This is a genomic window from uncultured Acetobacteroides sp., from assembly GCF_963667355.2.
In the GTDB taxonomy this organism is placed as follows: domain Bacteria; phylum Bacteroidota; class Bacteroidia; order Bacteroidales; family ZOR0009; genus Acetobacteroides.
Genome location: NZ_OY763328.2, coordinates 1,949,511 through 1,973,040 on the forward strand (window position 1 = coordinate 1,949,511; position 23,530 = coordinate 1,973,040).

Here is a 23,530-nt window from a genome sequence, read left to right on the forward strand (position 1 = left end):
TAGCGCAGCAGCCTAAGCTATCAAAAAAAGGAAGAATGCCTGTTGCCATTAGCCATTGCATTCGTTATAGCAGCTATAAAAATCATTTTTAACCTAAACCATAAATTATGATCGCACGATTTCTACCAATTCTGCTACTCGCCATTGGTATGAGCACCGGACTTAAGGCTCAAGAGATGGTTACCATCCACGGGCAGGTAACCGACTTCAAGTCGAACCCCATCGACAGCGCTACCGTTAGCATAACGGATAAAAACTTCGAGCAGCTCTACACCACCCAAACGGGCGCAGATGGGCGCTACTCGCTAAAGGTGCCCAAGGGCCGCTACTACAGTCTTTGGGCCATCAATTTCAACCACTACGGTAAGACCAAACTCGAGTACTGGGCCTGGAACATACCTGCCTACTCCGATTTGGAAATCAACCCACAGTACGACAGGATGGAGGTATACGGGGTAAACGTGTTCGAACCCAAGGTAGGTCCATTCAACACCTACATGATCTACTTCCGCCCCATGAGTCTTACCAAGTCGTTAAGGTATTTCAACCAAAGCAACAAAGAGCAATACGAGAAGACCTCCAATGCCAAGCATGACACCACCGACATGGCTCCAAAGACCATCATCCCAGACGAGCTAACCGTTAAGATAAACGACAAGGAGGTGAAGATACTACAGATACAAAAGCTCACAGAGTATGGCCGAGGTAGCTACAATTATGGCTACATCATACAGGTGCAGAAGGAGAAGGATACTTCCGGCAAGCCTGGCACCGACCGCATCACCGTAATCCTCCACTCCAACGAGACCAACGAAAGCGGACGCTCCGACTGCTTCTACGAAAAACCCGAATACACCATGCAACAAAAGAAGTAGCACGCCTAGCCATTTTGCATCTAGGGAGAATGCTATAGCAAAACCATTACAGGATCGCATAAAAATGAATAGGGCTAATCCACCTTCTTTCAGGAAGGGGCGATTAGCCCTACTCTTTATTCCCATACCATCGAGCTGATGCTTGCTTAGGGCATGCCAAGGTAACGCGCCATGTCGGCTCTACCGATTCGCCAATTTTTATACCTTAGCGCCAACCTAACACGTACCGCCATGCAAAGGATAGCCCTCGTTTCCATCCTCTTCTGCCTGATCTGCTCGGCCCCATTCGCGCAGCAAACCACAATTCCAAGGGATACCACCTACACCGTCTACCAGTCGCTGCTCAAGGTGCGCAAGGTTTACCCCGATGCGGTACCAGCTCTACCCGTACTGCCCGAAGGCATTGCCGCCGAGCGCAACATCGCCTACGCGGTGCTCGACAGCACCGCCTGGGGACCACGCACCTTGCACCTCGACCTGTTCCATCCCCGCAAACCTGGCCTATATCCAGCCGTGGTGATGGTGCACGGCGGCGGGTGGCGCTCGGGTGACCGATCGATGCAGCACCCCCTAGCCATGCAGCTGGCCGCCAACGGCTACATTACGGCAACGGTGGAGTACCAGCTATCGCTCGAGGCCGCCTACCCCGCAGCGGTGCATAACATTAAGGCGGCCATACGCTGGCTGCGCGCCAACGCGGGCAGGTACGGCATCGACACCAGCCGCATCGCCATCTCGGGATGCTCGGCAGGCGGGCAGCTCGCCGCGCTGGTTGGCGCCACCAACGGCATTGCCAAGTTCGAGGGTAGCATGGGCAACAACCAGCACTCGAGCGCAGTGCAGGCCGTTATCGACATCGACGGGGTGGTCGATTTCCTAGCGCCCGCATCGCTCAACCTCGCCCGTAAGCCCGATGCCGCCGACATCTCGTGGTTTGGCGGCACCTTCGTCCAGAAGCCCGAGGTGTGGAAGGATGCCTCGCCCATCTTCTGGGTAGGAAAGGGCACCGTACCCTACCTCTTCATCAACAGCGGCCTTCCGCGCTTCCACGCGGGGCAGAACGAGATGGTGGGCATCCTCAACCAGCACGGCATCTACCACCAGGTGCATACCTTCGACGTAAAGGTGCACCCCTTCTGGCTCTTCCACCCCTGGTTTACCCCAACGGTTGAGTACATGGTCGATTTTTTAGGCAGGACACTAAAGAAGAAGGAGTAAGCAAAGAGGATTCAGGTAGAGCGCAGGTAATACGCCTACAGTATAAACCAAAAGAGGGAGAGGCTTAGGCCTCTCCCTCTTCTTATCGGGTTGTTAGTTAAAGCTGCGGTAGCGTCGCTTGTGGGGGTTAACCCAAATGAAGGGGGCGTTGGCATATTTCGGATTCTTCCGGTAAAGGCCATAGTTGAGCGACATGGAAAGGATGTAGTTAGCCTCGATGCTGCTGGCAAAATCGTAAACCTCCTCTATAAAGTCGGTTTCTTTGCTGGCCGATTTTATCCCGTACACGATATGGTTATCGTCGAGCACCTGCTTGGCGAAGTAGATGTTGCTAACCAGCTCCTTCTTAAGCTGGCCATCCGACAGAATGGGCTTCATAAAGTTGAAGTTGCACCCGTAGGTACGCGAGAGCGATACAATACCCTCCACGGCATCCTTAAACTCAGGATCGTACTCCAGCGGAACCACCACCTCTATGGAGGCATTGTCGTGCCTAGGGGCGTTGTTGGCCACCAGCAAGGGAACTTCGATATCGCTGGAGCTCGAAAACTCCTTGACGACATTCACAACCACCCCCTTGGGGAAACTGTACTCCTCGGGCGATACGATAATGGAGCAGCTGTACTCCTCCAGCACCTCTGCAATGCAGCTCCGAACGTCGCCAGACTTTACGACATACTCGGGCAGCAGGCCGTACTGGCCATTCAACCTTTCGGCAACCTGTCTAAGCGCCTCCTGCTCGCTGGCCACCCCGGCATCAAACTCCGCCTTCGATTCCAAGAACTTCCGCTTCCTCACCATCCACATAATAAGAACTGCAAAAGCCGTCCGCTTATCCATGCGCAGTGCATGCCTAAAGGCATTCTCGGCCTGCTCGGAACCATCCCATAAAACAACGATATAAGTTTTCTTTGCATCCATATGTTCTCACCTAAGAGTCTAAAAACTGCGTAAATATAGAAATTACTAGTTTTTAACAAACTATTTCACCGTGCTTTTATTCAATTTTTTAGAAAAAAGATAAAAGATGCCGTCTCTTTCCTAAAGAAACACCTCTAACATAGAAGCACGCTAAATGTTCCCTAACCCTATTCAATAAGGTAAGTTATTCCTACTTTTGCCAGAAATAAAAACTAGATGAAAATCGTTTTCGCCACCAACAATCTCCATAAGGTAAAGGAAGTTCAGGAGATGCTCCCCCAGGATATCGAGCTGCTCACACTCTCGCAGGTCAACATCAACGAAGATATCCCCGAGGATTACCCCACCCTCGAAGGCAATGCCCTGCAAAAAGCCCGCTACATCTTCGAGAAGTACGGCTACAGCTGCTTTGCCGACGATACCGGGTTGGAGATTGAAGCGCTCGACAACGAGCCAGGCGTTTATTCTGCCCGCTATGCTGGCGAGCAGAAGTCCTCGGAGGATAACATCGACAAGGTGCTCGCCAAGCTGGGCGATACTAGCAACCGCAAGGCCTGCTTCCGCACCGTCATCGCCCTTATCCTCGACGGAAAGGAGACCATCTTCGAGGGGCGCGTTGATGGCGACATCCTCACCGAGCGCCACGGCACCGACGGCTTCGGCTACGATCCCATCTTCAGACCCGAGGACTACTCGGAGAGCTTCGCCGAGATGTCGCTCGACGCCAAGAACGCCATCAGCCACCGCGGACGTGCCGTTGCCAAGTTGGTAGCATTCTTAAACAAACTGTAAACCGATGGGCAGATGGAGTACAAGGTAAAAGGTATTATCCTGCACGGCATCCGCTACAAGGAGACCAGCCTCATCTGCCACATCTACACCAGCACGTTTGGCCGAAAGACCTACATCTTCAACAGCGTGTACAAGGCAAAGAGCAAGGGGAAGGCAGCCATACTGCAGCCCCTCTTCCTGCTCGACCTCGACGTATTCCAAAACGATAAGGCCGATATCCAACGAGTAAAAGAGTTTCGCCTCAGCTACCCCTACCAGAGCATCCCTTTCGATCCGGTTAAGAGCTCGTTGGCCTTCTTCATCAGCGAACTACTCTACAAGCTGCTTAGGGAGGAGCACCCCAACCAGCAGCTATTCGATTTCCTATCCAACGCCCTTCTTGCCCTCGATGTGCTCGACGAAGGGGTGTATAACTTCCACCTCTACCTGATGGTACAGCTCACCAAGTACCTTGGGCTTCACCCAACGCTGCTCGAGGAGGGAACACCCGCCTTCTTTGACCTGAAGTCGGGGCACTTTACCCCGATAGAGCCCAAGCACCCCTCGTACATGAACCGCCACCTGTCGCGCTGCTTCGAGCAGCTTTACTCCATCACCCTCACCGATCTGTCAACGGTTCACCTAACCCGCTCCGACCGCCGCGAGTTTATTGACAAGATGCTCGAGTTTTTCTCCATCCATTTCGGAGGTGTAATAGAGCTAAAGTCGCTCAACGTAGTGCACGAGTTGTTCGACTAGCGGTAGCTTCCCCATCCTCTATTCACTACTCACTAATTATTGCCATTTCATGCGAATTGAATACCTTTGCCTCTAAAATCATACGTTCATGCTCAAGTATAAAAGAGTTCTGCTTAAGCTTAGCGGCGAAGCCCTGATGGGAGCCGATAAGTACGGCATTAACACCAAAGTGCTCAACGAGTACGCAGAACAAATCAAGGAAGTTGCCCAGCTGGGCGTTGAAGTAGGAATCGTAATTGGAGGGGGAAACATTTTCCGTGGCCTATCGGGCGTTAACAAGGGATTCGACCGCGTTAAGGGCGACCAAATGGGAATGCTTGCAACGGTAATCAACTCCATCGCCGTTCAATCGGCCCTGAACAGCATCGGGCAAAAGGCAAAGGTGCTAACCTCCATCAACATGGCTCCTGTTGGCGAAATCTACTCGAAGGACAAGGCGCTTGAACTCTTCTCCCAAGGCTACGTAGTGATTATCGGCGGAGGAACGGGCAACCCCTTCTTTACCACTGACACAGCTTCTTCGCTTCGTGGAGTGGAGATCGAAGCAGAAATTCTTCTCAAAGGAACCCGTGTCGATGGTGTTTACACCGCCGATCCCGAGAAAGACCCATCCGCCATAAAGTACGACGAACTTTCGTTCGACGAAGCCTACAACAAAAACCTAAAGGTGATGGACCTTACCTCGTTTGCCATGTGCAAGGAGAACAACCTACCCATCATTGTATTCGACATGAATACCGTCGGCAACCTAAAAAAGCTCCTTTTAGGAGAAAAGATTGGAACAATAGTAAAGAATTACTAATTTTGATTGACAATCAAGATAACCGCATATGACAGAAGTTAAAACAATTATAGCACAAGGCAAGGAGAAGATGGAAAAAGCCGTTCTTCACCTAGAAGAATCATTAATAACCATCCGCGCTGGCAAGGCAAACCCTGCCATCCTAAACCCTGTAATGGTAGACTACTACGGTAGCATGATGCCTATCAACCAAGTTGCCAGCATCAACACTCCCGATGCTAAAACCATCATAGTTGCTCCATGGGAGAAGAAGATGCTTCCCATAATCGAGAAGGCAATTCTTACCTCAGGAATTGGACTAACTCCCAGCAACAACGGTGAGCATATCCGCCTAGTTATACCTCCTCTTACTGAAGAACGCCGTAAGGAACTGGTTAAACAAGTACGCAACGAGGGAGAACAAGCCCGTGTAGCCCTCCGCAATATCCGCCGCGACTCGAACGAAAGCATCAAAAAGCTGATTAAAGCCGAAAACCTTCCCGAAGACGTAGCAAAAGATGGAGAAGTAGAAGTTCAAAAGATAATCGACAACTACAGCAAAAAAATTGACGAACTACTCGCCCTTAAGGAAAAAGAAATTATGACAGTATAGCAAAAAGGCAACCTATCGGTTGCCTTTTTCTTTATGAGTTCACATCACATTATCAAATATTGTCTTGCCCTAACGTCTAGCGCCTATCATCTCGAGTCTTGACACGAAAAAATAGCGAAGTAGTGCAACATCGTTATGGCAGGAAGCACTACTTCGCCTTTTTTTGTTCGGGGGAATGAATGAGGAGTGTGGAAGGATCCTCGCTTTTTACCCGAAAGCTTTTATCGAACATCGGCTGGCAGGTCTTCTGACTTTCTCACATCGTAGGCGCCTTCCCGTTTTCACAGTGGCTCAGATTGCCTAGATTCTTTCTCGAGATTACAGCAGCGGGAACTGTTCAGGACTCACACCTGATTCCCTTTTAATTTGCTGAGACGCATCGGTCTCACACAAAACCATCGATTTCCCCAAAGATATATCTTTTGCCGAAAGAACCCTCCTTTTCCCTAAGCTAATTTTTAGTAATATGATTTTTAACAACTTATCGATACTGCAATTAATGTTTACATTTGCAGTCCAAATTTCATGCGATGCAAAATATTAGGAACATTGCGATCATTGCCCACGTAGACCACGGCAAAACAACTCTAGTGGATAAAATGATCCTTCAAGGTAAACTCTTCAGAGATGCAGATAAAGCTGGGGAGCTTATTCTCGACAACAACGACCTAGAACGCGAACGCGGAATCACCATTCTTGCCAAAAACGTATCCGTTCAGTACAAAGGCTACAAAATCAACATCATCGATACCCCAGGCCACGCCGACTTCGGTGGCGAGGTTGAGCGCGTGCTCAACATGGCCGATGGCGTTCTTCTGCTGGTTGACGCTTTCGAAGGCACCATGCCTCAAACCCGTTTCGTGCTACAAAAAGCACTTGCATTAGGCAAAAAACCTATCGTGGTTGTTAACAAAGTAGACAAACCAAACTGTCGACCAGATGAAGTACATGAACAGGTATTCGACCTAATGTTCCATCTTGATGCTACTGAGGAGCAGTTAGACTTTCCTACCATATACGGAAGCGCAAAGCAAGGATGGATGTCAACCGATTGGCAAAAACCAACCACCGATATCATCGCACTACTCGACTCTATCATTGAAAACATTCCTGCACCCGAAGCACACGAAGGAACACCACAGATGCTCATCACATCACTAGAGTACTCATCGTATGTAGGGCGCATGGCAATTGGCCGTCTTCACCGCGGAACACTTAAAGCAAACATGCCTGTTGTTCTCGCAAAACGCGATGGCAGCCAGATAAAAACCCGAATTAAAGACCTCATGGTTTTTGAAGGTCTAGGCAAAGCAAAGGTAGAAGAAGTACAAGCAGGCGAAATATGTGCCCTTGTTGGAATAGATGGCTTCGAAATTGGGGACACCATCTGCGATTTCGAAAACCCAGAACCTCTTGAGCCTATCGCTATCGACGAGCCTACAATGAGCATGCTTTTCACCATCAACGATTCACCTTTCTTTGGTAAGGACGGTAAGTTTGTCACCTCACGCCACCTTAAAGAACGTCTTGAAAAAGAACTAGAAAAAAACCTAGCTCTTCGCGTGAAGAATGGAGAAACAGCAGACTCGTTCATCGTATTCGGACGTGGCGTACTACACATCAGCGTGCTTATCGAAACCATGCGTCGCGAAGGATACGAGCTACAAGTTGGACAGCCAAAGGTTATCTTCAAAGAGATTAATGGCAAGAAATGCGAGCCTATTGAGTTCCTAACCATCGACCTACCCGAAACTGTTGCTGGCAAGGCAATCGAACTTGTCACCAAGCGTAAGGGTCTGATGATTAATATGGAGCAGCGCGGAGACCGCTCGCACCTCGAGTTCGAAATTCCATCTCGTGGTATCATTGGATTACGAAGCAACCTGCTAACCGCAACCCAAGGCGAGGCTATCGTTGCGCACCGCGTTAAGGGCTTCGAACCATACAAGGGCGATATCGAGATGCGTATCAACGGTTCGCTTATTGCCATGGAAACTGGTAATACCTTTGCCTACTCCATAAACAAACTTCAGGATAGAGGTAAGTTCTTTATCGCTCCAGGCGAAGATGTTTATGCTGGTATGGTAATTGGCGAGCATAGCCGTAGCGGTGACTTGGTTATTAACGTTACCAAGCCTAAGAAGCTAACCAACATGCGTGCTAGCGGTACTGACGAGAAGAACGTAATTGCACCACCTATCGTTTTCAGCCTTGAAGAGGCATTGGAGTACATCCAAGAGGATGAGTACGTGGAAATTACGCCAAACTCTATGCGCCTACGTAAGATATACCTAGACGAGAACCAAAGGAAGCGTAATTCGAGGTAGTAAGCAGCTGAATTTAAGCCACCCCTGACAACATCGGCTGGCCTAAAACTGTTTAATATTTTTAAATACGAGATTAATTTCTACCTTTGCGCGATATTTTTTGACAAGTGAGTTATCTAAACAGCTATACGATTCCCGTTAAGGGCTTGGCCTTAGGAGAGCATGAAGTAAGCTACGAGGTTAACGACAAATTCTTTAAATGCTTCGAGCATTCAGAGATCCAAAAAGGAGATGTCAACGTTCTAGTGCATGCAAAAAGAGCTAGTTCCTTTATTGAACTCGATTTCGAGATTAAGGGAGAGATTATGGTTACATGCGATCGCTGCTTGGATGATTATCCGCAAAACATCAGCTTCAAAGGAAGCATGTTTGTAAAGTTTTCCTCGTTGATTCAGGAAGACGAAGGAGATGTCATTTATGTCGACCCCAACGAAGGCGAATTAAACCTCTCGCAGTATATCTACGAAAGCATATACCTTAGCCTACCCTACCAAAAGATTCATCCGCTGGATGAGGAAGGCAAAAGTACCTGCAATCCAGAAATGCTAGAACGGCTAGAAGCCATCGAAACCAACTTCTACGAAGAGCCTCTGGAAGAAGAGGAAGAAGAGGAAGAAGAGGAAATGCTGTAAAGAAAAGCAGAGAATACAAACAGTAAAATAGTTAACACGATAAACAAGTTGTAAAATGGCACATCCCAAACACAAAATCTCGAAGACGAGAAGAGATAAGCGTAGAACTCACTACAAAGCTGTAGCTCCTACGGTTTCTACTTGTTCAAATTGCGGTGCTACTGTACAATACCACAGAGTATGTCCAGAGTGCGGCTTTTACAGAGGACGTCTTGTAGTAGAAAAACAAGTAAACGCATAATCCGCTTTCAAACAAGTTTATTAAATAAAGTTGTATGAAAATTGGAGTTGATGCAATGGGTGGCGATTTTGCTCCTGAAGCGGTAGTTTTAGGAGCAATCGAAGCCCAAAAGCAGTTTTCAGATGTTCGCTTGGTGCTGATAGGCGACAAAGTTAAGATCGAAGAAATCCTCGTTCGCGAGGGTGCTAACATCGCTAGCTTTGACATTGTACATACCGACCAGGTGATTGAAATGGGTGAACATCCTGTAAAAGCTTTTAGTTCAAAGCCACAATCAAGCATTGCAATCGGATTTAAACTCCTTATGGAGGATAAAATTCAAGGATTTGCCAGTGCTGGTAGTACAGGAGGTATGATGGTAGGCGCTATGTATACCATCAAGCAGATTCCTGGCTTGTTGCGTCCTGCAATTGCAAGTCCTATCCCTGTTAGCCTAGATAGAAAAGCTATCCTTTTGGATGTTGGGCTAAACCCTGACTGTAAGCCTGAAGTACTCGTACAGTACGCCATGCTTGGATCCGTTTACGCACAATACGTACTTGGAATCGACAACCCTCGCGTTGGCTTGCTAAACATAGGCGAAGAGGAAGAAAAAGGAAGCATCCTTACCCAAGCAACTTATGGGCAACTAAAGGATGCTAGTGGAATAAACTTTATTGGAAATGTAGAAGGCCATGATGTATTTCGCGGCAAGGCAGATGTCATCGTAACCGATGGCTTTACTGGAAACGTGCTGCTTAAAACAGCCGAAAGTTTCTACGGTCTGCTACGCAAGCAAGGCATCAGAAACGACTTTTTCGAGGGATTCAACTTCGAAAATATCGGAGGAACTCCTGTCCTCGGTGTTAACGGCGTGGTGATCATTGGCCACGGAATATCCAACGCTAAGGCAATCAAAAATATGATAAAACAAACGATTGATTGCGTTAATGGAGGAATTGTAGAACACATTCGCGAGAACTTACAATAATTTAAAACCTCATCCATACTCTATGGGTGAGGTTTCTTTAACTTATACTCCCCATAAAAAGGAGAGGAAATAAATCAAGTCAGATGGAGAAAATTTCGGCTGCAATTACAGGTGTTGGAGGATATATCCCCGAATATATTCTCACCAACGACGAGTTAAGTACCATGGTGGATACCACCGATGAGTGGATAATGACTCGCATTGGAATTAAAACCCGCCATATCCTAAAAGGCGAAGGCAAAGGAGCCTCAGATATGGGTGCAGCTGCAGTTAACCAACTCCTTGAGAAAACAAATACGAAACCCGAAGAGGTTGATTTAATTATCTGTGGTACTGTCACCCACGACATGGCATTCCCTGCTACGGCCAACATCATAGCAGACAAATGCGGCATTAAAAATGCCTTTGGGTTTGACCTTAACGCAGCTTGCTCGAGTTTCCTCTACTCCTTAACCGTAGCTCAAAAATTCATCGAATCGGGCAGCCACAAAAAGGTAATCGTAGTTGGCTCCGACAAGATGTCTTCCATCATTGACTACACAGACCGCACGACATGCCCAATATTTGGTGATGGTGCAGCAGCAGTGCTCATTGAACCCAACTACGAAGGGCTAGGTATTGTAGACTCCATTCTACGCTCGGATGGCACTGGTCGCAAGCACCTCTACCTAAAAGCAGGAGGGTCGTGCTACCCAGCTAGCCACGAAACCGTTGAAAACCGTGAACACTTCGTCTACCAGGAAGGGCAAGCCGTTTTCAAATGGGCAGTTTCGAACATGGCAGACACAACCCTAGAGCTGATGGAAAAAAACAACCTTAAGGGTGAAGATATCGCTTGGTTAGTTCCCCATCAGGCCAACCTCCGCATCATTGATGCTACCGCGAACCGTGCAAACGTTGAGCGCGAAAAGGTTATGATTAACATCGAAAAATACGGTAACACCACCTCGGCAACGCTTCCTCTATGCCTTTGGGACTTTGAGAAGCAGCTGAAGAAGGGTGATAACCTCATATTTGCCGCTTTTGGCGGTGGCTTTACTTGGGGAACACTTTACCTCAAGTGGGCTTATGACGGCGAAAAGGTCGGCAAGTAAAAAAGCATTGCTCGAACGCGATTTTTTTACTACTTTCGCGTTCCGAATGGCTCCATAGTTCAAGGGATAGAACGGAAGTTTCCTAAACTTTAAATACAGGTTCGAGTCCTGTTGGAGCTACAAAAGAGGCGTCGCTGAATTAGCGACGCCTCTTGCTTTTTACGACATACCGAATCATCGCCAAAATGCGGCTTAAAATGCTCCTATTCCCTCACATATCCATAAACGATACAAACCCCTCCAACCCGCTTCAAAAACATGGCTAATAGTTGATCTATTCTTGAATAGAAGACCTCCTACCATTTTATCTTTTCATAGGATTATACTTTAGAATTATGCCAGGTTACAAATTGTAGGCTGCTGTTTTTATGCTCTGAAAGAACCTTAAAATATCCTTTAGATTATTATCCGAATAGGCCATTACGTTACAAATCGTAGCAGAGAATGCGTAAAAAAACACTTTAAAACTTTAGCAATAGCTAAACGATTACAATGTATAAGCCATTAAAATCTATATGCATGCGCCTTGCGCCGCTCTTTAACTTTTTTAACTCTTGCATCTTTCGAATTAATAGTTATATTCGCAAAATACGTAATAAAATGTAATGTTATGGGTGGTAAAATTCACTTGGACAGCATCGATCAGAAGATTCTTTCCTACCTAATTAAGAATGCCCGCATGCCCTTTTTGGAGATTGCTAGAGAGTGCGGCATTTCGGGTGCGGCAATCCATCAACGCGTAAAGAAGATGGAAGATGCCGGCATTATCGATGGCTCGCGCCTAATTGTAAAGCCCAAGGCTCTTGGCTACGATGTATGCGCCTTTGTTGGAGTTTCGCTGATTCAAACCAGTTACTACACCGAGGCAGTAGAGGTTATTAAGCGAATACCAGAGGTTGTGGAATGCCACTTTGTGACCGGAGATTACGCCGTAATGCTAAAAATTTACTGCCGCGACAACGATCACCTCTTGGAAGTGCTGGTTAATACCGTTCAGAAGATTCCTGGGGTAGCACGTACCGAAACCCTTATTTCGCTAGACCAAGCCTTCGAGCGCCAGGTTTACGTGAAGGATAAGAAGAACACAAAGGCAAGCAAGAAGTCGTCTTCGACGGCAAAGGAGGAGAACGAATAGGCTTGGCCTATCTCCTCCTCTTCTACTTGCCAAGTAGCCGCTTGGCAAAGAACTTAACCACCTCAACGTTTACCGCATTTCCTAGCTGCTTGTAGGCAATCCGGTCGACAGGATGCAGCTTAAAGTCGGCAGGGAATGACTGTAGGGCTGCTGCCTCTTTGGGGGTAATTCGGCGGGATAGTTCGCCCACTATAGATGTTTGCGTGATTGCCACCAATGCCGGAAAGTAGGTGGCTTTTTTTATGCGCACCCCCGATGGGCGGAACTGTATAAGGTGGCTCCACACTTCGGGCTTTGCATCGCCCACCTGCCATTCGAATTTAGCCTTGGCTCCTGTGAAATGTTTATTCATTTGCGCCTTGGCATACCAATCCTTCAGGAATGGCTTATTCTGCTCCCAGAGCACCCTATTTTGCTCAATAATTCGCTTCTTCCACTTCGGATAGCCAGAAATATCCGCCGTCAGGTTTTCAGGCTCAAACTCGGCCGTCCAAACGGGGAATGTGGGGAGCGGCTTGCTGACGTTCTTGGCAAAGTCGTTCCAGATTTCGAGGATCTCGCGTTCGCTGTCGGTAATGGTGTAGCGCTTGTCATCCAGCGAATGATCTACCACCTTTCGGATGTCGCAGTGCGGACGCCTACGGGGCTCGCTGAACTCCACCTCGCCACGCGCAACATCCTTACGCTTGCAAAGGATGAAAACGCGCTCGCGGAACTGCGGAATTCCTATGTTGTGCGGGCTGAAGATGATGGGCTCGTGCGAGAACTCGTAGCCCAACTCGTCGAGGTTGGCCTTTATTACGCGCCAGGTGTTGCCGTTGTCGTGCCCAACAAGGTTGCGGACGTTTTCGAGCAGCATGTAGCTTGGCTTATGGTGCTTGGCTATGCGTACGATATCGAAGAAGAGGGTACCGCGCGGATCGTTCATGCCGGCCTGCTTACCGGCCTTGGAGAAGGCCTGGCAGGGGAATCCGGCGCAAAGCACGTCGTGCTGGGGTATATCGGCGGCATCTACCGCGCTAACGTCGCAGTGGGGTGCCAATCCGTAGTTGCTTTCGTACACTTTACGGCAGTTGTCATCGATGTCGGCGGCAAAAACGCACTCGCCGCCCAGCTGGCTCATCGCCGAGTGAAAGCCCCCAATTCCACAGAATAGATCTATAAACTTAAAATCGCCCATAACGCGTACGAAGGTAGAGGTTATTCCCCTAAAAAGCTAGCGCAACGACGTCTTTTAGGGGGATGCTGAATGTGAATATTACTTGCTGCGCTGGGTGGTGTAGTGCGCCAGCTCCACTAGGGCTGCTTTTACGTCGCTCTCGGGATAGCCGGCCAGCAGCTCAATGGCCCTGTCGCGATACTCGAGCATCTGCTGCTCGGTGTAGGCGATGCCGCCGCTCGCCGCAACAAAGTCGACCACCTCGCCCACATTCTTGGGCTTGGAGCGTGCTCCCCGAACGAGCTTTAGCACGCGCTTACGCTCGTCCTTTGGGGCATGCTGGAGGGCATGGATCAGCGGGAGCGTCATCTTTTTCTCCTTGATGTCGTTGCCCGTAGGCTTGCCCACGAGGTTGGTATGCTGGTAGTCGAACAGGTCGTCCTTGAGCTGGAAGGCGATGCCGATGTACTCGCCGTACTGCTTCATCTGCTGCACCACTGCGGGATCGGCGCCAACCGACTGCGCCCCATTTGCCGCGCAGGATGCGATAAGCGTAGCGGTCTTCTTGCGGATGATGTCGAAGTACACCTCCTCGGTGATGTCGAGCTTGCGGGCCTTCTCGATTTGCAGCAGCTCGCCCTCACTCATCTCCTTAACGGCCTCCGACATGATGCGGAGCAGGTCGAACGAGCTGGAATTCACCGCCAACTGCAGGCCGCGCGCCAGGAGGTAGTCGCCCAGGAGCACCGCAATCTTGGAGCGCCACATAGCGTTGATGGATAGCGCCCCCCGCCGCTCGTAGGCCTCGTCCACCACATCATCGTGGATGAGCGTGGCGGTGTGCAGCATCTCGATCATCGAGGCGGCCACGTAGGTCTTCTCGTTAACGGCGCCGTTAAGCTTGGCGGTAAGGAAAACGATGGTTGGGCGCAGCTGCTTGCCCTTTCGGCGCAGGAGGTAGTTTACGATCGTCTGCAGGAATGGGATCTTCGAGGCCATCGCATTCTTGAAGTACCCTTCGAACGATGCCATCTCCTCTAAAACCGGCGCCTTTATAATTTTTGATGATGCGGACATTCAACGAACAATTTATGCTCACAAAGAAAGCAAAATATGCCGCAACCGAGGCCTATTTGCGGGCAAAATGTAAGCAGGCGAGGAAATAAAAGGGATGCGCGCGCCCCTGCCGAGCCATTCGAAGGAGGCCCCAATAGGCTAGTAGCCGCTAAAAATAGGCTGTACCTCCCGCTCTGCCGCACCGAAGCAATGCCCGAAATAGGCAAAATGTATCTCCGATATACTTTAGAGGTATATAGGAGATACTTCGTATGTATATCAAAGATACATTCGATGTATATCAAAGATACATTCGATGTATATCAAAGATACATTCGATGTATATCAAAGATACATTCGATGTATATCAAAGATACATTCGATGTATATCGAAGATACTTCGTATGTATATCAAAGATACATGTGATGTATATCGGAGATACATAAGAGGTATATCAGAGATACATTAAAGGCAGCTGGAGATGGGTAGGATGGGGGTTAGAGCCTGCTGAAGCGGCAGCGGGGTACCTTCGGGGCATTGCCGAGCGGCCCGGTATCTACCCCCGAGATGCGGCGAGGTAGGTATTCGAGGATTGAAAAGTTCCCGAACTTAGGAGTAATGGATAATCTCAAGCACATGAACTTGGTTGAAGTTGGCTATCCTCCCGCTTGGGCGGGAGGATAGCCAACTCTATTGGGCGTTTGTTCCCTATAAATTCTCCCTTGCCGGCTACCGGTTTCGGCCCATCAGCTTTTGGGCAAAGTGCTGGAGCACCTCCTTGCGCTCGTCGCGCACGCCAACCTTGCCCAGCTCGGCAAGCGCTAGGTCGAAGTAGTGGGAAATCTTGTCCTCGGCAATCTTCCGTACGCCAACCTCATCGAACACCTGCTTCACCTGGTCCACCTTATCCTCGGGGGCCACGTCGGCGCTCTTCATCAGCTGGTGCAGCTTGGCTAGGCTCTCCTTCCCGACAAGCTTAAGGGCGTTTATCATCAGGAAGGTTTTCTTGTTGGCCAGGATATCGCCGCCGATGGCCTTTCCGAACGTTTTGGGGTCGCCATAGGTATCCAGCAGGTCGTCCTGCAGCTGGAAGGCTAGGCCCAGGTAGCGCCCGAAGTTGTACATGCGATCGGCCTCCACCATGGATGCACCGCCAATAAGCGCCCCAATCTTTGCCGCACCGGCCAGCAGAACCGAGGTTTTAAGCTCGATCATCCGGAGGTAGTCCTCCTCGGTGACAAAAGGGAGTCGCTCGTACTCCATGTCGAGCTGCTGCCCATCGCAAACCTCCAGCGCCGTGGCGGAGAACACCCGCAGCACCTCCGGCAGCACCGCCGCATCGGCCTGCGCAATGCACTTGTAGGCAAGGATGCAGGCCGCATCGCCCGAGAGGATGGCCACGTTGGGGTTCCACTTCCGGTAAACGGTTGGCTTGCCCCTGCGCACCTCGGCCTTATCCATGATGTCGTCGTGGATAAGGGTGAAGTTGTGGAAGATCTCCAGCCCCAGCGCTGGCTTCACGGCCTTATCGATAATATCGGAGAAGAGGTTGGCCGACATCAGGCACAGCACCGGCCGCACGCGCTTACCTCCTAACGAGATGGTGTACGAAATAGGTTCGTAGAGATTTTGAGGTTCGTTGGGTAGGTGCAGCTGCCCGAACGATTTTTCGACAATGGCTTGTAGGTCGCTAAATGAATACATACTATAAGCGGAATATATTTCTAACTATAAGGGTTGTTCGCCCGCCTGCGACGGACAAATAATTTACTCTTTTCATAAGTAGCATAAGTTGTAAAAAGAGGACAATGCTGCAGAACCAGCAAAATCCTCTATCAATAATTGTACGGTGCGCTATAGTGCTTCGCCGGGCACCTGGTTCATGTCGCACTTGCCGCTAAACTTAGCCCCTGGCTCAATCGACAGTTTAGCGCAAACCATATCGCCATTAACATTGGCCGATACCTTTAGCGATAGAATATCTTGCGTATTGATGTTACCCTCTACATACCCAAAAACATCGCACTGCTTGCTGTAAACGTTTCCCACAATGCGGCCAGTTTCTCCCACAACAATCTTTCCCTTGGCGGTAATGTTCCCATTGAGCGTTCCGTCAATTCGAATATCCCCATTCGTAGCTACTTCCCCTTTTATTTCCGAACCAAAACCCAAAATATTCAGGTTGTTAGACATTGGCTCTACCTCTACATTTTTCGCCATATTCCCTAGTAATTTCATTTTATTGAGATTTGGACAAATATATAATTTAAAGCGATGCGCATTCTTCATATCCGCCCATCTTCGCATCTTTAACCTTATTTGTAGTTCACTCTTTTGCATTATCCGACGGAGGATTATCATCTCCTTCATGCTGATTTTCACCCCCTTCATCCTCAAAATCATCCTCGGGTTCAGGATCGTTTGGAGGCCCCTGCTTACGGTAGTAAAACGCCAGGAAGAAGCCAGCTGCGCCACCCGATAAATGCCCTTCCCACGAGATGTTTAGCGGCTCGTTTAGCGACGGGAATAGCCCCCATATCATCTCGCTCTGCAGGAAGGCCACCAGCAGCGAGATCGTCATCAGCGATATATTCTTTCGGACGATGCCGCTGAAGAAAAGGAAGGAGGTAAGGCAGTAGCACACGCCGCTCAAGCCCATGTGGTAGGCCTCTCGCCCAAACACCCAAACAAAGAAGCCCGAGACAACGCCTCCAAGCACCACCCAAAGCGTAATTCCCCCATAAAAGTAGAAGCAGGTAAGCGAAAGAATAAAGAACACAATGCTGTTGTTGAGCAGATGATCGATGCTCTTATGGATGAAAGGCGCAGCCAGAAAGTTGGCAATGCTCCCCCACTCGCGCGGCATAATCCCGAGGTTGGGCATGCTATCGCCCAAAAGGTACTCCACAAAAAACGCCAGCCAAACCAGCAAAAGCATGTAGGTCGATGCAAAAAGGGCTATCTTTAACCGCCTCTTTTCCATAGGGAAGGTATTTTGTATTTGGTTAACTGGATGGAAATTTAGAGTTTAAAAATGAAAAGGAGCGTTTTTCGTATTGTATTTTTTTCAGCAATTGCCGTAGTATTTCTGCTAACGCTAATGGGCCTCATCTTTCAGGATAGGATCATCAGCGCCGCAATGGAGAATATCCGCAAGAATATCCGCAGCCGCATTACCATTGGCGACGCCTCCTTCTCCCTTATCAAGGATTTCCCCTATGCCTCCATCCGCCTTTACGACGTATCCATCCTATCTACCAAGGATATTGCGCGCAGAGATTTTCGCCGGATAATTAAGCCCGATACGCTGTTAAAGGCGCGCACGCTCAACATTAAGCTTAACGTAATAGATCTCCTCAACGACAAGATAACGCTGAAACAGATAGCCATTAAGGATGGCGAGCTCAACCTGCTCATCGATAAAAAGGGGAGGGATAACTTCCATATCCTCAAAAAGAGCAAGGAGGGAGAAAATAAGCAGATATTGCTGAAGGTAAGAGAGGTAAAAATACTAAGGACAAAGCTCCGCCTCATCAACCTCAACAGGCAGGTTGCCCTTGTAAACACCATAAACAGCCTCAAAAGTAGAGGTCGTTTTGGTTTAGAAGATTTCGACGTAAAATCAAAGGTCGATGTCATGGTAAACCAGCTCGCGTTTGGCAAGATTAGCTACGTAAGCAATAGGCGATTCGAGTTTGATGGAAAGATTAAATCATCATCCTATAAACTGTTTAGCTTCTCTGACTTCACCATTACATACAAGAGCAACAAGCTTAACGTCGAGGGTGGATTTTCGACAGAAACCCGATTCTTTGTTGATGCCTCTGTTGTGGGAACGGATTTGGTGCTAAAAGAGATGAACGAGTTGATCCCCAAAATCAGCGATAACCTCGAGAAGGTAAACGTAGAAGGCAAGGTAAACATAAGCGCAAAGGCTAAAGGATTTTGGGATAGCAGACACAATCCTTTCATTTATGGTGAATTTGACGTTCGCGGAGGTAAAAGCGAGCTGCTTACAGACAAGAGCATAGCATCCGTAAACATGAAGGGAACTTTCTCCAATGGCAAAGGGGATGCCGATAAGGCATTCGTAAATCTGGACTCGTTCAAAATCTACACCAACTTCGGCGATTTTGAGGGGAAGCTTACACTCACAGACTTCAATAAACCTTTGATAAGCTTATCAAGCAATTTCAACCTATTCATCAGCCAGTTAAACGATGCATATTATATCGACTCAACCAAGCAAATTGATGGTACCGTTATCGGAAACATAACCGCCAACGGCATTGTAAACTTTGATTCGCTCTCGCCTCTTAAGCTCATTCGCCTTGTAAGCAACGGCAACTTTAAGCTTAGCGAGATAAACTTCCCCATAAACGGAAGTAAGTACAGCATATCTAAAGGCGAAATATCTTTTATACCAACGCTTACTAAGGCTAACATAAACTTTACATCTAGTTCTGCAAATGGGCATATCATAGCAAGTATTACCGATCTTTACGACGGGCTGCTATCCGGCAAACCCATCTCTGCGGAGATTAATGCAAACACCAAAGAAATAAACTTCGACAACCTTCTTGCCCTTAACTTCAAGAAGAGGGATAACATTAATCAAAAGGAGCTTAACCTAGTAAATCTTACGCTTAACGTTAAGTCGAAATCGGCAATCCTTCGAGGGGTGAGGATGGAAAACCTTGAGGCGATGATCCAGAAAGAAGGTCCAACCATCACCTTCTCGCAGCTAAAGGCAAACGCCTTTGGAGGTAAAGTTGGCATGGTGGGGAAAATAGAACCTACACCCAGAAAAACTATTGCCGTAGACATGTACGCACAGGTTGATAGCGTCAGCATCGAGTCGCTATTCTCGTCGTTCAACAACTTTGGGCAAAAGATGCTAACCAACCAGAACATTAGGGGTATGGCAAGCGGCGACTTTGCATTTAGGGGGCAACACTTCCAAGGAGGTAGGCTCGACCCCAAATCGATTGACTGCGTAGCCAACATCAACATCAGCAACGGGCAACTAATTAAATTTGAGCCAGCCTACAAGCTATCGAAGTTTATCGACCTTAAGGAGCTGGAGAATATTCGATTCGCAAACCTCAAGAACCAGATCACCATTAAAAACGGGGTGGTTAACATCCCGGCTATGTACATCGCCTCTTCGGCCATTAACCTTGGGCTGACGGGTTCGCACAGCTTCGACGGGAACTACAGCTACCGCGTGAAGCTGTCGCTGAAGGACGTCCTATTTAAGAAGGCTAGATCGGGACTAAAGAGGCAGGTTTCGCAGCAGGAGTTCGAGAATAATATGCTGCTTTACTTCAAAATAGAGGGCAACAGTAAAACCTCGAAGGTAAGCTACGACTGGAACGGCAAAAGCTGGTCGCTGCCCGAGATGAACCCAACCAACGGGGCTCCTAAGAAAGCAAATGAGCCAAAGCCTGCGGCAGCAGCGCCATCGAAAGGCTTTAAGCTGCAATGGGACGGCGAGGATGTGCCATCCCAGCATAAAGCAGCAACGCAGCAAAATCCGGCGCAGGTGAAGCCGGAGAAGAAGGAGCCCAAGAAGGAGGAGGAGAAGCCCAAGTTTAAGGTTACCTGGGACGACGAGTAGGCGCTTCTCGTCGCATTCCCTCATTCCCAATCTTTATTCCTAAATTTGAGCAAAATATTGGTCATGGCACAATCGAAAGAATTTACGGGGCTCGTGGTTAAGGCAACCGGCAGCTGGTACACGGTGGTAAACCGCGAAACGGGCGAGAAGCTGGAGTGCAAGATGCGGGGAAAGATCCGACTGAAGGACGTGAAAACCACCAACCCTATTGTGGTTGGCGACTACGTAAAGGTCGACACCTCGGAGGAGGATGAGGTTGGCGTCATCTCCAAAATCATGGAGCGCAGGAACTACATCATCCGCCGCTCGACGAACCTCTCGAAGGAGGCGCACATCATTGCCTCCAACATCGACCAGGTGTTCCTGGTGGTTACCATCGATTTGCCCAAGACCAGCCGCGAGTTCGTCGACCGCTTTTTGGTGGCCGCCGAGGCGTACAAGATCCCTGCCACCATCGTCATCAACAAAATAGACCTCTACGATATCGATGCCAAGGTGGAGCTGGAGCTCTTTAAGATGGACTACGCCCTTGCGGGGTACGAGGTGATGGAGGTATCGGCCACCGAAGGCACCAACCTCGATGCCCTCCGCAGCCGCCTCGAGGGCAAGGTGAGCGTGCTGTCGGGCAACTCGGGGGTCGGCAAGTCGACCCTGCTCAACGCCCTGGACATCAACCTCGACCTTAGGACCGGAAAGATATCGGACTACCACCACAAGGGTACCCACACCACCACCTTCTCGGAGATGTTCCCCTACGGGAGCGACGGCTACGTCATCGACACCCCAGGCATAAAGGGCTTCGGCATTATCGACGTAAAGAAGGACGAGCTCTTCCACTTCTTTAAGGATATCTTTAGGTACTCCGAGGGCTGCAAGTTCTACAACTGCACCCACACCCACGAGCCGGGCTGCGCCGTGAAGGAGGCCGTTACCAACGAGCTGATCGCCTTCTCGCGCTACGAGAGCTACCTGAAAATCCTTGAGGACGAGGACGAGAAGTACCGCACAAAGTTTTAGCCGATCCGTAACTTTTTTGATGGATAAATAAACAATCGCCAAAGTGCTGTGTTAAGTAACTTAAATTTTTAAGTTGTATAACCAATTTCTAACAACAGCACACGATGATTCCGCTACCAATCCGCTACCAGATTACAGGGGAGACCTATCAAACGCTAGAGGTAACGCTTAACCCCGGGGAGACCATTGTTGCCGAGGCGGGCACCATGGTTTTTATGGACGATGGGATAACGTACGAAACGTGCCTTGGCGATGGCTCGGAGCCCAATATGGGCATAATGGGCAAGATGTTTCCTACCGAGCTGAAGCCGCTACCCTGCGAGACGCTTTTCCTCACCTACTTCACCAACTACGGCCGGGGAAGCCGCAAGATTACGTTCTCCACGCCCTACGTTGGCAGCATCCACCTAATCGACTTGTCGGCGTTTAACCACGAAATTGTGGTGCAGCGCAACGCGTTTATCTGCGGGCCCAAGGGGCTTAAGCTGCAGCCCTACACCCCCACCAGGATGGGCATTACCCCCAAGAACGAAACCGTGCCGCTGGAAAAGATTTCGGGTGAGGGCGAAGTGTACATTGCCGTTTGCGGATTGCTGATTGAGCGCGAGCTGAACAACGAGGCCATCCACGCGGAGATCAGCAGCATCGTTGGGTTCCAGTCGGGCATCAGCTACTCGGTTGAAGCCAGCGGCCGCCTAAAGACGATGGTGCTCGGCAACACGGGCTCTACCCTGGCCACGCTAAGCGGCACCGGCAAGGTGTGGATGCAGTCGCTCCCGCTCAAGAAGATGGTGCAGACCATCACCACCTGCCTCCAGCAGCTGCACATGACGGAGGGCAAGCTGCTCGGCAAGCTCTACGAGGAGTAGCAATCAGGGAGGCCAACGCCTCCTTTTTTTATACCTTTACCTCCCAAAATCAGCATAGCCGCCATGCCAACCACCCTAAGCCCGGATAAGTTCTTGGAGCTGCGCCCCAGCACCGCCATCCTCGATGTTCGCTCGCCCCAGGAGTACGCCAAGGGGCACATCCCCGGCGCGCTCAGCATGCCGCTCTTCACCGACGAGGAGCGCGCCGTGGTGGGCACCAAGTACACCAAGCAGGGCAAGGACCTAGCGGTGCTGGCCGGCCTCGAATTTGTGGGCCCCAAGCTGGCCGACATGGTGCGGCTTGCCCGCCGGAAGGTAAACGCCCAGGGCGAGATTGCCGTCCACTGCTGGCGGGGCGGCATGCGCAGCGCCAGCGTGGCCTGGCTGCTCGAAACGGCCGGCTTCAAGGTGTACCTCCTTCGGGGGGGATATAAGGCCTACCGCACCTACCTGCGCGAGCAGCTGGGCAGCCAGCAGGCCGAAATCCGTATTCTAGGAGGGATGACCGGCAGCGGGAAGACCGACATCCTGCTGGAGATGAAGCGCCAGGGCGCGCAGGTGCTCGACCTCGAGGGGTACGCCAACCACAAGGGATCGGCCTTCGGCGCCATCGGGCAGGAGCCCCAGCCCTTCGCCGAGATGTTCGAGAACCGGCTCTTCGACGAGTGGAGGGCCTTCGACTTCGGCAGGCCCATCTGGATCGAGGACGAGAGCAAGAACATCGGCCGCGTGGCCATCTGCGACGAGCTGTTCGACAAGATGCGCACGGCCCGGGTGTATCGGATCAGCATCCCCAAGGAGCTCCGCGTAAAGCGCCTGGTGGCCGACTATGCCGGGTTCGGCAGCGAGGTCATCCGCCAGGCCCTCGACAAGATCGAGCGCCGCCTGGGCCTCGACACCTACAAGGTGTGCGTGGAGGCCCTCGCCGAGCACGACTACGCCCGCATCGCCGACCTCACCCTCGCCTACTACGACAAGGCCTACCTCATCCAGAACCAGAAGCGCGCCCCCGAAACCCTCATCGACATCGCCCTCGGCTACGACAACCCCGCCCAGGCGGCCGCCGTGCTGCTGCAGATGGCCTAGACGCTCATCCACACTGTAAGCCCCACATGCCTTGTAGCGCCGCTGCCGTACTGCGGCACGGTGCGCAGCATCAGCCACCCCCCCTCCCCACGCCTCGCCGCCCCGTTACGCATGCATAATTTATTGGCAAAACCTGCGGCAAGCCGTTCCCCATGAGGATTTGACTGCTGCAGCTCTGCGGCAACGAATTCCCCATAGGGATTGGGTCGCTGCAACTCTGCGACAACAAAATCACCATGAGGATTTGGCCGCTGCAGCTCTGCGGCAACGAAATCCCCATAGGGATTGGGCTGCCGCAAACCTGCGACAACAAAATCCCCATGCATATCGCCCATCGCCGGCCAAGAGACCCCCAAACATCGCCAGCAATCATCTCCAAATTATT

Annotated in this window: 22 protein-coding genes, 1 tRNA gene and 1 riboswitch; of the genes, 17 read left to right on the plus strand and 6 right to left on the minus strand. The window is 50.1% G+C overall.

From position 1 onward, the window contains the following. Window positions 1-107: 107 nt before the first annotated feature. Together ACHZA1_RS08060 and ACHZA1_RS08065 are read left to right on the plus strand one after the other, a co-directional pair. Entirely contained in the window at window positions 108-875 is a 768-nt protein-coding gene (locus tag ACHZA1_RS08060; RefSeq protein ID WP_320054726.1) for a carboxypeptidase-like regulatory domain-containing protein, read from the plus strand. 231 nt (window positions 876-1,106) lie between these two features. Continuing rightward, complete coding sequence (locus ACHZA1_RS08065; RefSeq protein ID WP_320054727.1) at window positions 1,107-2,093, plus strand: alpha/beta hydrolase; 987 nt, start codon at window positions 1,107-1,109, stop codon at window positions 2,091-2,093. Between the two features lie 93 nt (window positions 2,094-2,186). Here ACHZA1_RS08065 and ACHZA1_RS08070 read toward each other — a convergent pair whose 3' ends face one another. Next, complete coding sequence (locus ACHZA1_RS08070; protein ID WP_320054728.1) at window positions 2,187-3,014, minus strand: universal stress protein; 828 nt, start codon at window positions 3,012-3,014, stop codon at window positions 2,187-2,189. 216 nt (window positions 3,015-3,230) lie between these two features. Here ACHZA1_RS08070 and ACHZA1_RS08075 point away from each other — a divergent pair, with 216 nt between their 5' ends. The 11 genes from ACHZA1_RS08075 to ACHZA1_RS08125 all read left to right on the plus strand — a co-directional run bounded on the left by ACHZA1_RS08075 (window position 3,231) and on the right by ACHZA1_RS08125 (window position 12,337). Beyond that, window positions 3,231-3,806 carry a non-canonical purine NTP diphosphatase gene (locus ACHZA1_RS08075; protein WP_320054729.1) on the plus strand — a complete coding sequence of 192 codons (576 nt, stop codon included), beginning with the start codon at window positions 3,231-3,233 and terminating at the stop codon, window positions 3,804-3,806. A gap of 12 nt (window positions 3,807-3,818) precedes the next feature. Beyond that, the gene (gene recO, locus ACHZA1_RS08080) at window positions 3,819-4,544 is read left to right on the plus strand and encodes a DNA repair protein RecO (RefSeq protein ID WP_320054730.1); all 726 of its coding nucleotides are present in this window, start codon (window positions 3,819-3,821) and stop codon (window positions 4,542-4,544) included. A gap of 88 nt (window positions 4,545-4,632) precedes the next feature. Beyond that, the gene (gene pyrH / locus ACHZA1_RS08085; RefSeq protein ID WP_320054731.1) at window positions 4,633-5,346 is read left to right on the plus strand and encodes a UMP kinase; all 714 of its coding nucleotides are present in this window, start codon (window positions 4,633-4,635) and stop codon (window positions 5,344-5,346) included. Window positions 5,347-5,374: 28 nt separating this feature from the next. Next, window positions 5,375-5,938, plus strand: coding sequence for a ribosome recycling factor (frr, locus tag ACHZA1_RS08090; protein WP_320054732.1), 564 nt, complete (start codon window positions 5,375-5,377; stop codon window positions 5,936-5,938). Window positions 5,939-6,157: 219 nt separating this feature from the next. Continuing rightward, window positions 6,158-6,353, minus strand: a riboswitch (cobalamin riboswitch). Window positions 6,354-6,468: 115 nt separating this feature from the next. Next, on the plus strand, window positions 6,469-8,265 hold the full coding sequence (gene typA / locus ACHZA1_RS08095; protein ID WP_320054733.1) for a translational GTPase TypA: 1,797 nt from the start codon (window positions 6,469-6,471) through the stop codon (window positions 8,263-8,265). A 107-nt stretch (window positions 8,266-8,372) separates the two neighbouring features. Continuing rightward, on the plus strand, window positions 8,373-8,897 hold the full coding sequence (locus tag ACHZA1_RS08100) for a DUF177 domain-containing protein (RefSeq protein ID WP_320054734.1): 525 nt from the start codon (window positions 8,373-8,375) through the stop codon (window positions 8,895-8,897). A gap of 55 nt (window positions 8,898-8,952) precedes the next feature. After that, entirely contained in the window at window positions 8,953-9,138 is a 186-nt protein-coding gene (gene rpmF / locus ACHZA1_RS08105) for a 50S ribosomal protein L32 (protein ID WP_320054735.1), read from the plus strand. A gap of 34 nt (window positions 9,139-9,172) precedes the next feature. Continuing rightward, window positions 9,173-10,108: a phosphate acyltransferase PlsX gene (plsX, locus tag ACHZA1_RS08110; protein ID WP_320054736.1), complete on the plus strand. Its 936-nt coding sequence runs from the start codon at window positions 9,173-9,175 to the stop codon at window positions 10,106-10,108. A gap of 83 nt (window positions 10,109-10,191) precedes the next feature. Continuing rightward, window positions 10,192-11,202 carry a beta-ketoacyl-ACP synthase III gene (locus ACHZA1_RS08115; RefSeq protein WP_320054737.1) on the plus strand — a complete coding sequence of 337 codons (1,011 nt, stop codon included), beginning with the start codon at window positions 10,192-10,194 and terminating at the stop codon, window positions 11,200-11,202. Window positions 11,203-11,250: 48 nt separating this feature from the next. Further along, a tRNA-Arg gene (locus ACHZA1_RS08120) sits at window positions 11,251-11,322 on the plus strand. Between the two features lie 490 nt (window positions 11,323-11,812). After that, window positions 11,813-12,337 carry an Lrp/AsnC ligand binding domain-containing protein gene (locus ACHZA1_RS08125; protein ID WP_320054738.1) on the plus strand — a complete coding sequence of 175 codons (525 nt, stop codon included), beginning with the start codon at window positions 11,813-11,815 and terminating at the stop codon, window positions 12,335-12,337. A gap of 22 nt (window positions 12,338-12,359) precedes the next feature. Here ACHZA1_RS08125 and ACHZA1_RS08130 read toward each other — a convergent pair whose 3' ends face one another. The 5 genes from ACHZA1_RS08130 to ACHZA1_RS08150 all read right to left on the minus strand — a co-directional run bounded on the left by ACHZA1_RS08130 (window position 12,360) and on the right by ACHZA1_RS08150 (window position 17,536). After that, window positions 12,360-13,517 (minus strand): DNA cytosine methyltransferase, encoded by a 1,158-nt coding sequence (locus tag ACHZA1_RS08130; RefSeq protein ID WP_320054739.1) that lies wholly within the window; start codon window positions 13,515-13,517, stop codon window positions 12,360-12,362. Window positions 13,518-13,595: 78 nt separating this feature from the next. Beyond that, window positions 13,596-14,573: a polyprenyl synthetase family protein gene (locus ACHZA1_RS08135; protein ID WP_320054740.1), complete on the minus strand. Its 978-nt coding sequence runs from the start codon at window positions 14,571-14,573 to the stop codon at window positions 13,596-13,598. A gap of 709 nt (window positions 14,574-15,282) precedes the next feature. Further along, a complete protein-coding gene (locus ACHZA1_RS08140; RefSeq protein WP_320054741.1) occupies window positions 15,283-16,257 on the minus strand; it encodes a polyprenyl synthetase family protein in 975 nt (324 codons plus the stop codon). Between the two features lie 150 nt (window positions 16,258-16,407). After that, window positions 16,408-16,791, minus strand: a complete 384-nt coding sequence (locus ACHZA1_RS08145; RefSeq protein ID WP_320054742.1) for a polymer-forming cytoskeletal protein — start codon at window positions 16,789-16,791, stop codon at window positions 16,408-16,410. Between the two features lie 88 nt (window positions 16,792-16,879). Further along, the gene (locus ACHZA1_RS08150; protein ID WP_320054743.1) at window positions 16,880-17,536 is read right to left on the minus strand and encodes a rhomboid family intramembrane serine protease; all 657 of its coding nucleotides are present in this window, start codon (window positions 17,534-17,536) and stop codon (window positions 16,880-16,882) included. A 51-nt stretch (window positions 17,537-17,587) separates the two neighbouring features. On the opposite strand from ACHZA1_RS08150, the gene ACHZA1_RS08155 reads away from it, so the two are divergent. The 4 genes from ACHZA1_RS08155 to mnmH all read left to right on the plus strand — a co-directional run bounded on the left by ACHZA1_RS08155 (window position 17,588) and on the right by mnmH (window position 23,145). Continuing rightward, complete coding sequence (locus tag ACHZA1_RS08155; RefSeq protein WP_320054744.1) at window positions 17,588-20,173, plus strand: AsmA-like C-terminal region-containing protein; 2,586 nt, start codon at window positions 17,588-17,590, stop codon at window positions 20,171-20,173. A gap of 63 nt (window positions 20,174-20,236) precedes the next feature. Next, window positions 20,237-21,190, plus strand: a complete 954-nt coding sequence (rsgA, locus tag ACHZA1_RS08160; protein ID WP_320054745.1) for a ribosome small subunit-dependent GTPase A — start codon at window positions 20,237-20,239, stop codon at window positions 21,188-21,190. A gap of 104 nt (window positions 21,191-21,294) precedes the next feature. Beyond that, window positions 21,295-22,059 (plus strand): TIGR00266 family protein, encoded by a 765-nt coding sequence (locus ACHZA1_RS08165; protein WP_320054746.1) that lies wholly within the window; start codon window positions 21,295-21,297, stop codon window positions 22,057-22,059. A gap of 63 nt (window positions 22,060-22,122) precedes the next feature. Then, window positions 22,123-23,145 (plus strand): tRNA 2-selenouridine(34) synthase MnmH, encoded by a 1,023-nt coding sequence (mnmH, locus tag ACHZA1_RS08170; protein ID WP_320054747.1) that lies wholly within the window; start codon window positions 22,123-22,125, stop codon window positions 23,143-23,145. The last annotated feature ends 385 nt before the right edge of the window (window positions 23,146-23,530 follow it).

Bases quoted from the DNA above. Each gene is read 5' to 3' on its own strand.
- ACHZA1_RS08060 (WP_320054726.1), top strand. From the start codon at position 108: ATGATCGCACGATTTCTACCAATTCTGCTACTCGCCATTGGTATGAGC.
- ACHZA1_RS08065 (WP_320054727.1), top strand. From the start codon at position 1,107: ATGCAAAGGATAGCCCTCGTTTCCATCCTCTTCTGCCTGATCTGCTCG.
- ACHZA1_RS08070 (WP_320054728.1), bottom strand. From the start codon at position 3,014: ATGGATGCAAAGAAAACTTATATCGTTGTTTTATGGGATGGTTCCGAG.
- ACHZA1_RS08075 (WP_320054729.1), top strand. From the start codon at position 3,231: ATGAAAATCGTTTTCGCCACCAACAATCTCCATAAGGTAAAGGAAGTT.
- recO (WP_320054730.1), top strand. From the start codon at position 3,819: ATGGAGTACAAGGTAAAAGGTATTATCCTGCACGGCATCCGCTACAAG.
- pyrH (WP_320054731.1), top strand. From the start codon at position 4,633: ATGCTCAAGTATAAAAGAGTTCTGCTTAAGCTTAGCGGCGAAGCCCTG.
- frr (WP_320054732.1), top strand. From the start codon at position 5,375: ATGACAGAAGTTAAAACAATTATAGCACAAGGCAAGGAGAAGATGGAA.
- typA (WP_320054733.1), top strand. From the start codon at position 6,469: ATGCAAAATATTAGGAACATTGCGATCATTGCCCACGTAGACCACGGC.
- rpmF (WP_320054735.1), top strand. From the start codon at position 8,953: ATGGCACATCCCAAACACAAAATCTCGAAGACGAGAAGAGATAAGCGT.
- plsX (WP_320054736.1), top strand. From the start codon at position 9,173: ATGAAAATTGGAGTTGATGCAATGGGTGGCGATTTTGCTCCTGAAGCG.
- ACHZA1_RS08115 (WP_320054737.1), top strand. From the start codon at position 10,192: ATGGAGAAAATTTCGGCTGCAATTACAGGTGTTGGAGGATATATCCCC.
- ACHZA1_RS08125 (WP_320054738.1), top strand. From the start codon at position 11,813: ATGGGTGGTAAAATTCACTTGGACAGCATCGATCAGAAGATTCTTTCC.
- ACHZA1_RS08130 (WP_320054739.1), bottom strand. From the start codon at position 13,517: ATGGGCGATTTTAAGTTTATAGATCTATTCTGTGGAATTGGGGGCTTT.
- ACHZA1_RS08135 (WP_320054740.1), bottom strand. From the start codon at position 14,573: ATGTCCGCATCATCAAAAATTATAAAGGCGCCGGTTTTAGAGGAGATG.
- ACHZA1_RS08140 (WP_320054741.1), bottom strand. From the start codon at position 16,257: ATGTATTCATTTAGCGACCTACAAGCCATTGTCGAAAAATCGTTCGGG.
- ACHZA1_RS08145 (WP_320054742.1), bottom strand. From the start codon at position 16,791: ATGAAATTACTAGGGAATATGGCGAAAAATGTAGAGGTAGAGCCAATG.
- ACHZA1_RS08150 (WP_320054743.1), bottom strand. From the start codon at position 17,536: ATGGAAAAGAGGCGGTTAAAGATAGCCCTTTTTGCATCGACCTACATG.
- ACHZA1_RS08155 (WP_320054744.1), top strand. From the start codon at position 17,588: ATGAAAAGGAGCGTTTTTCGTATTGTATTTTTTTCAGCAATTGCCGTA.
- rsgA (WP_320054745.1), top strand. From the start codon at position 20,237: ATGGCACAATCGAAAGAATTTACGGGGCTCGTGGTTAAGGCAACCGGC.
- ACHZA1_RS08165 (WP_320054746.1), top strand. From the start codon at position 21,295: ATGATTCCGCTACCAATCCGCTACCAGATTACAGGGGAGACCTATCAA.
- mnmH (WP_320054747.1), top strand. From the start codon at position 22,123: ATGCCAACCACCCTAAGCCCGGATAAGTTCTTGGAGCTGCGCCCCAGC.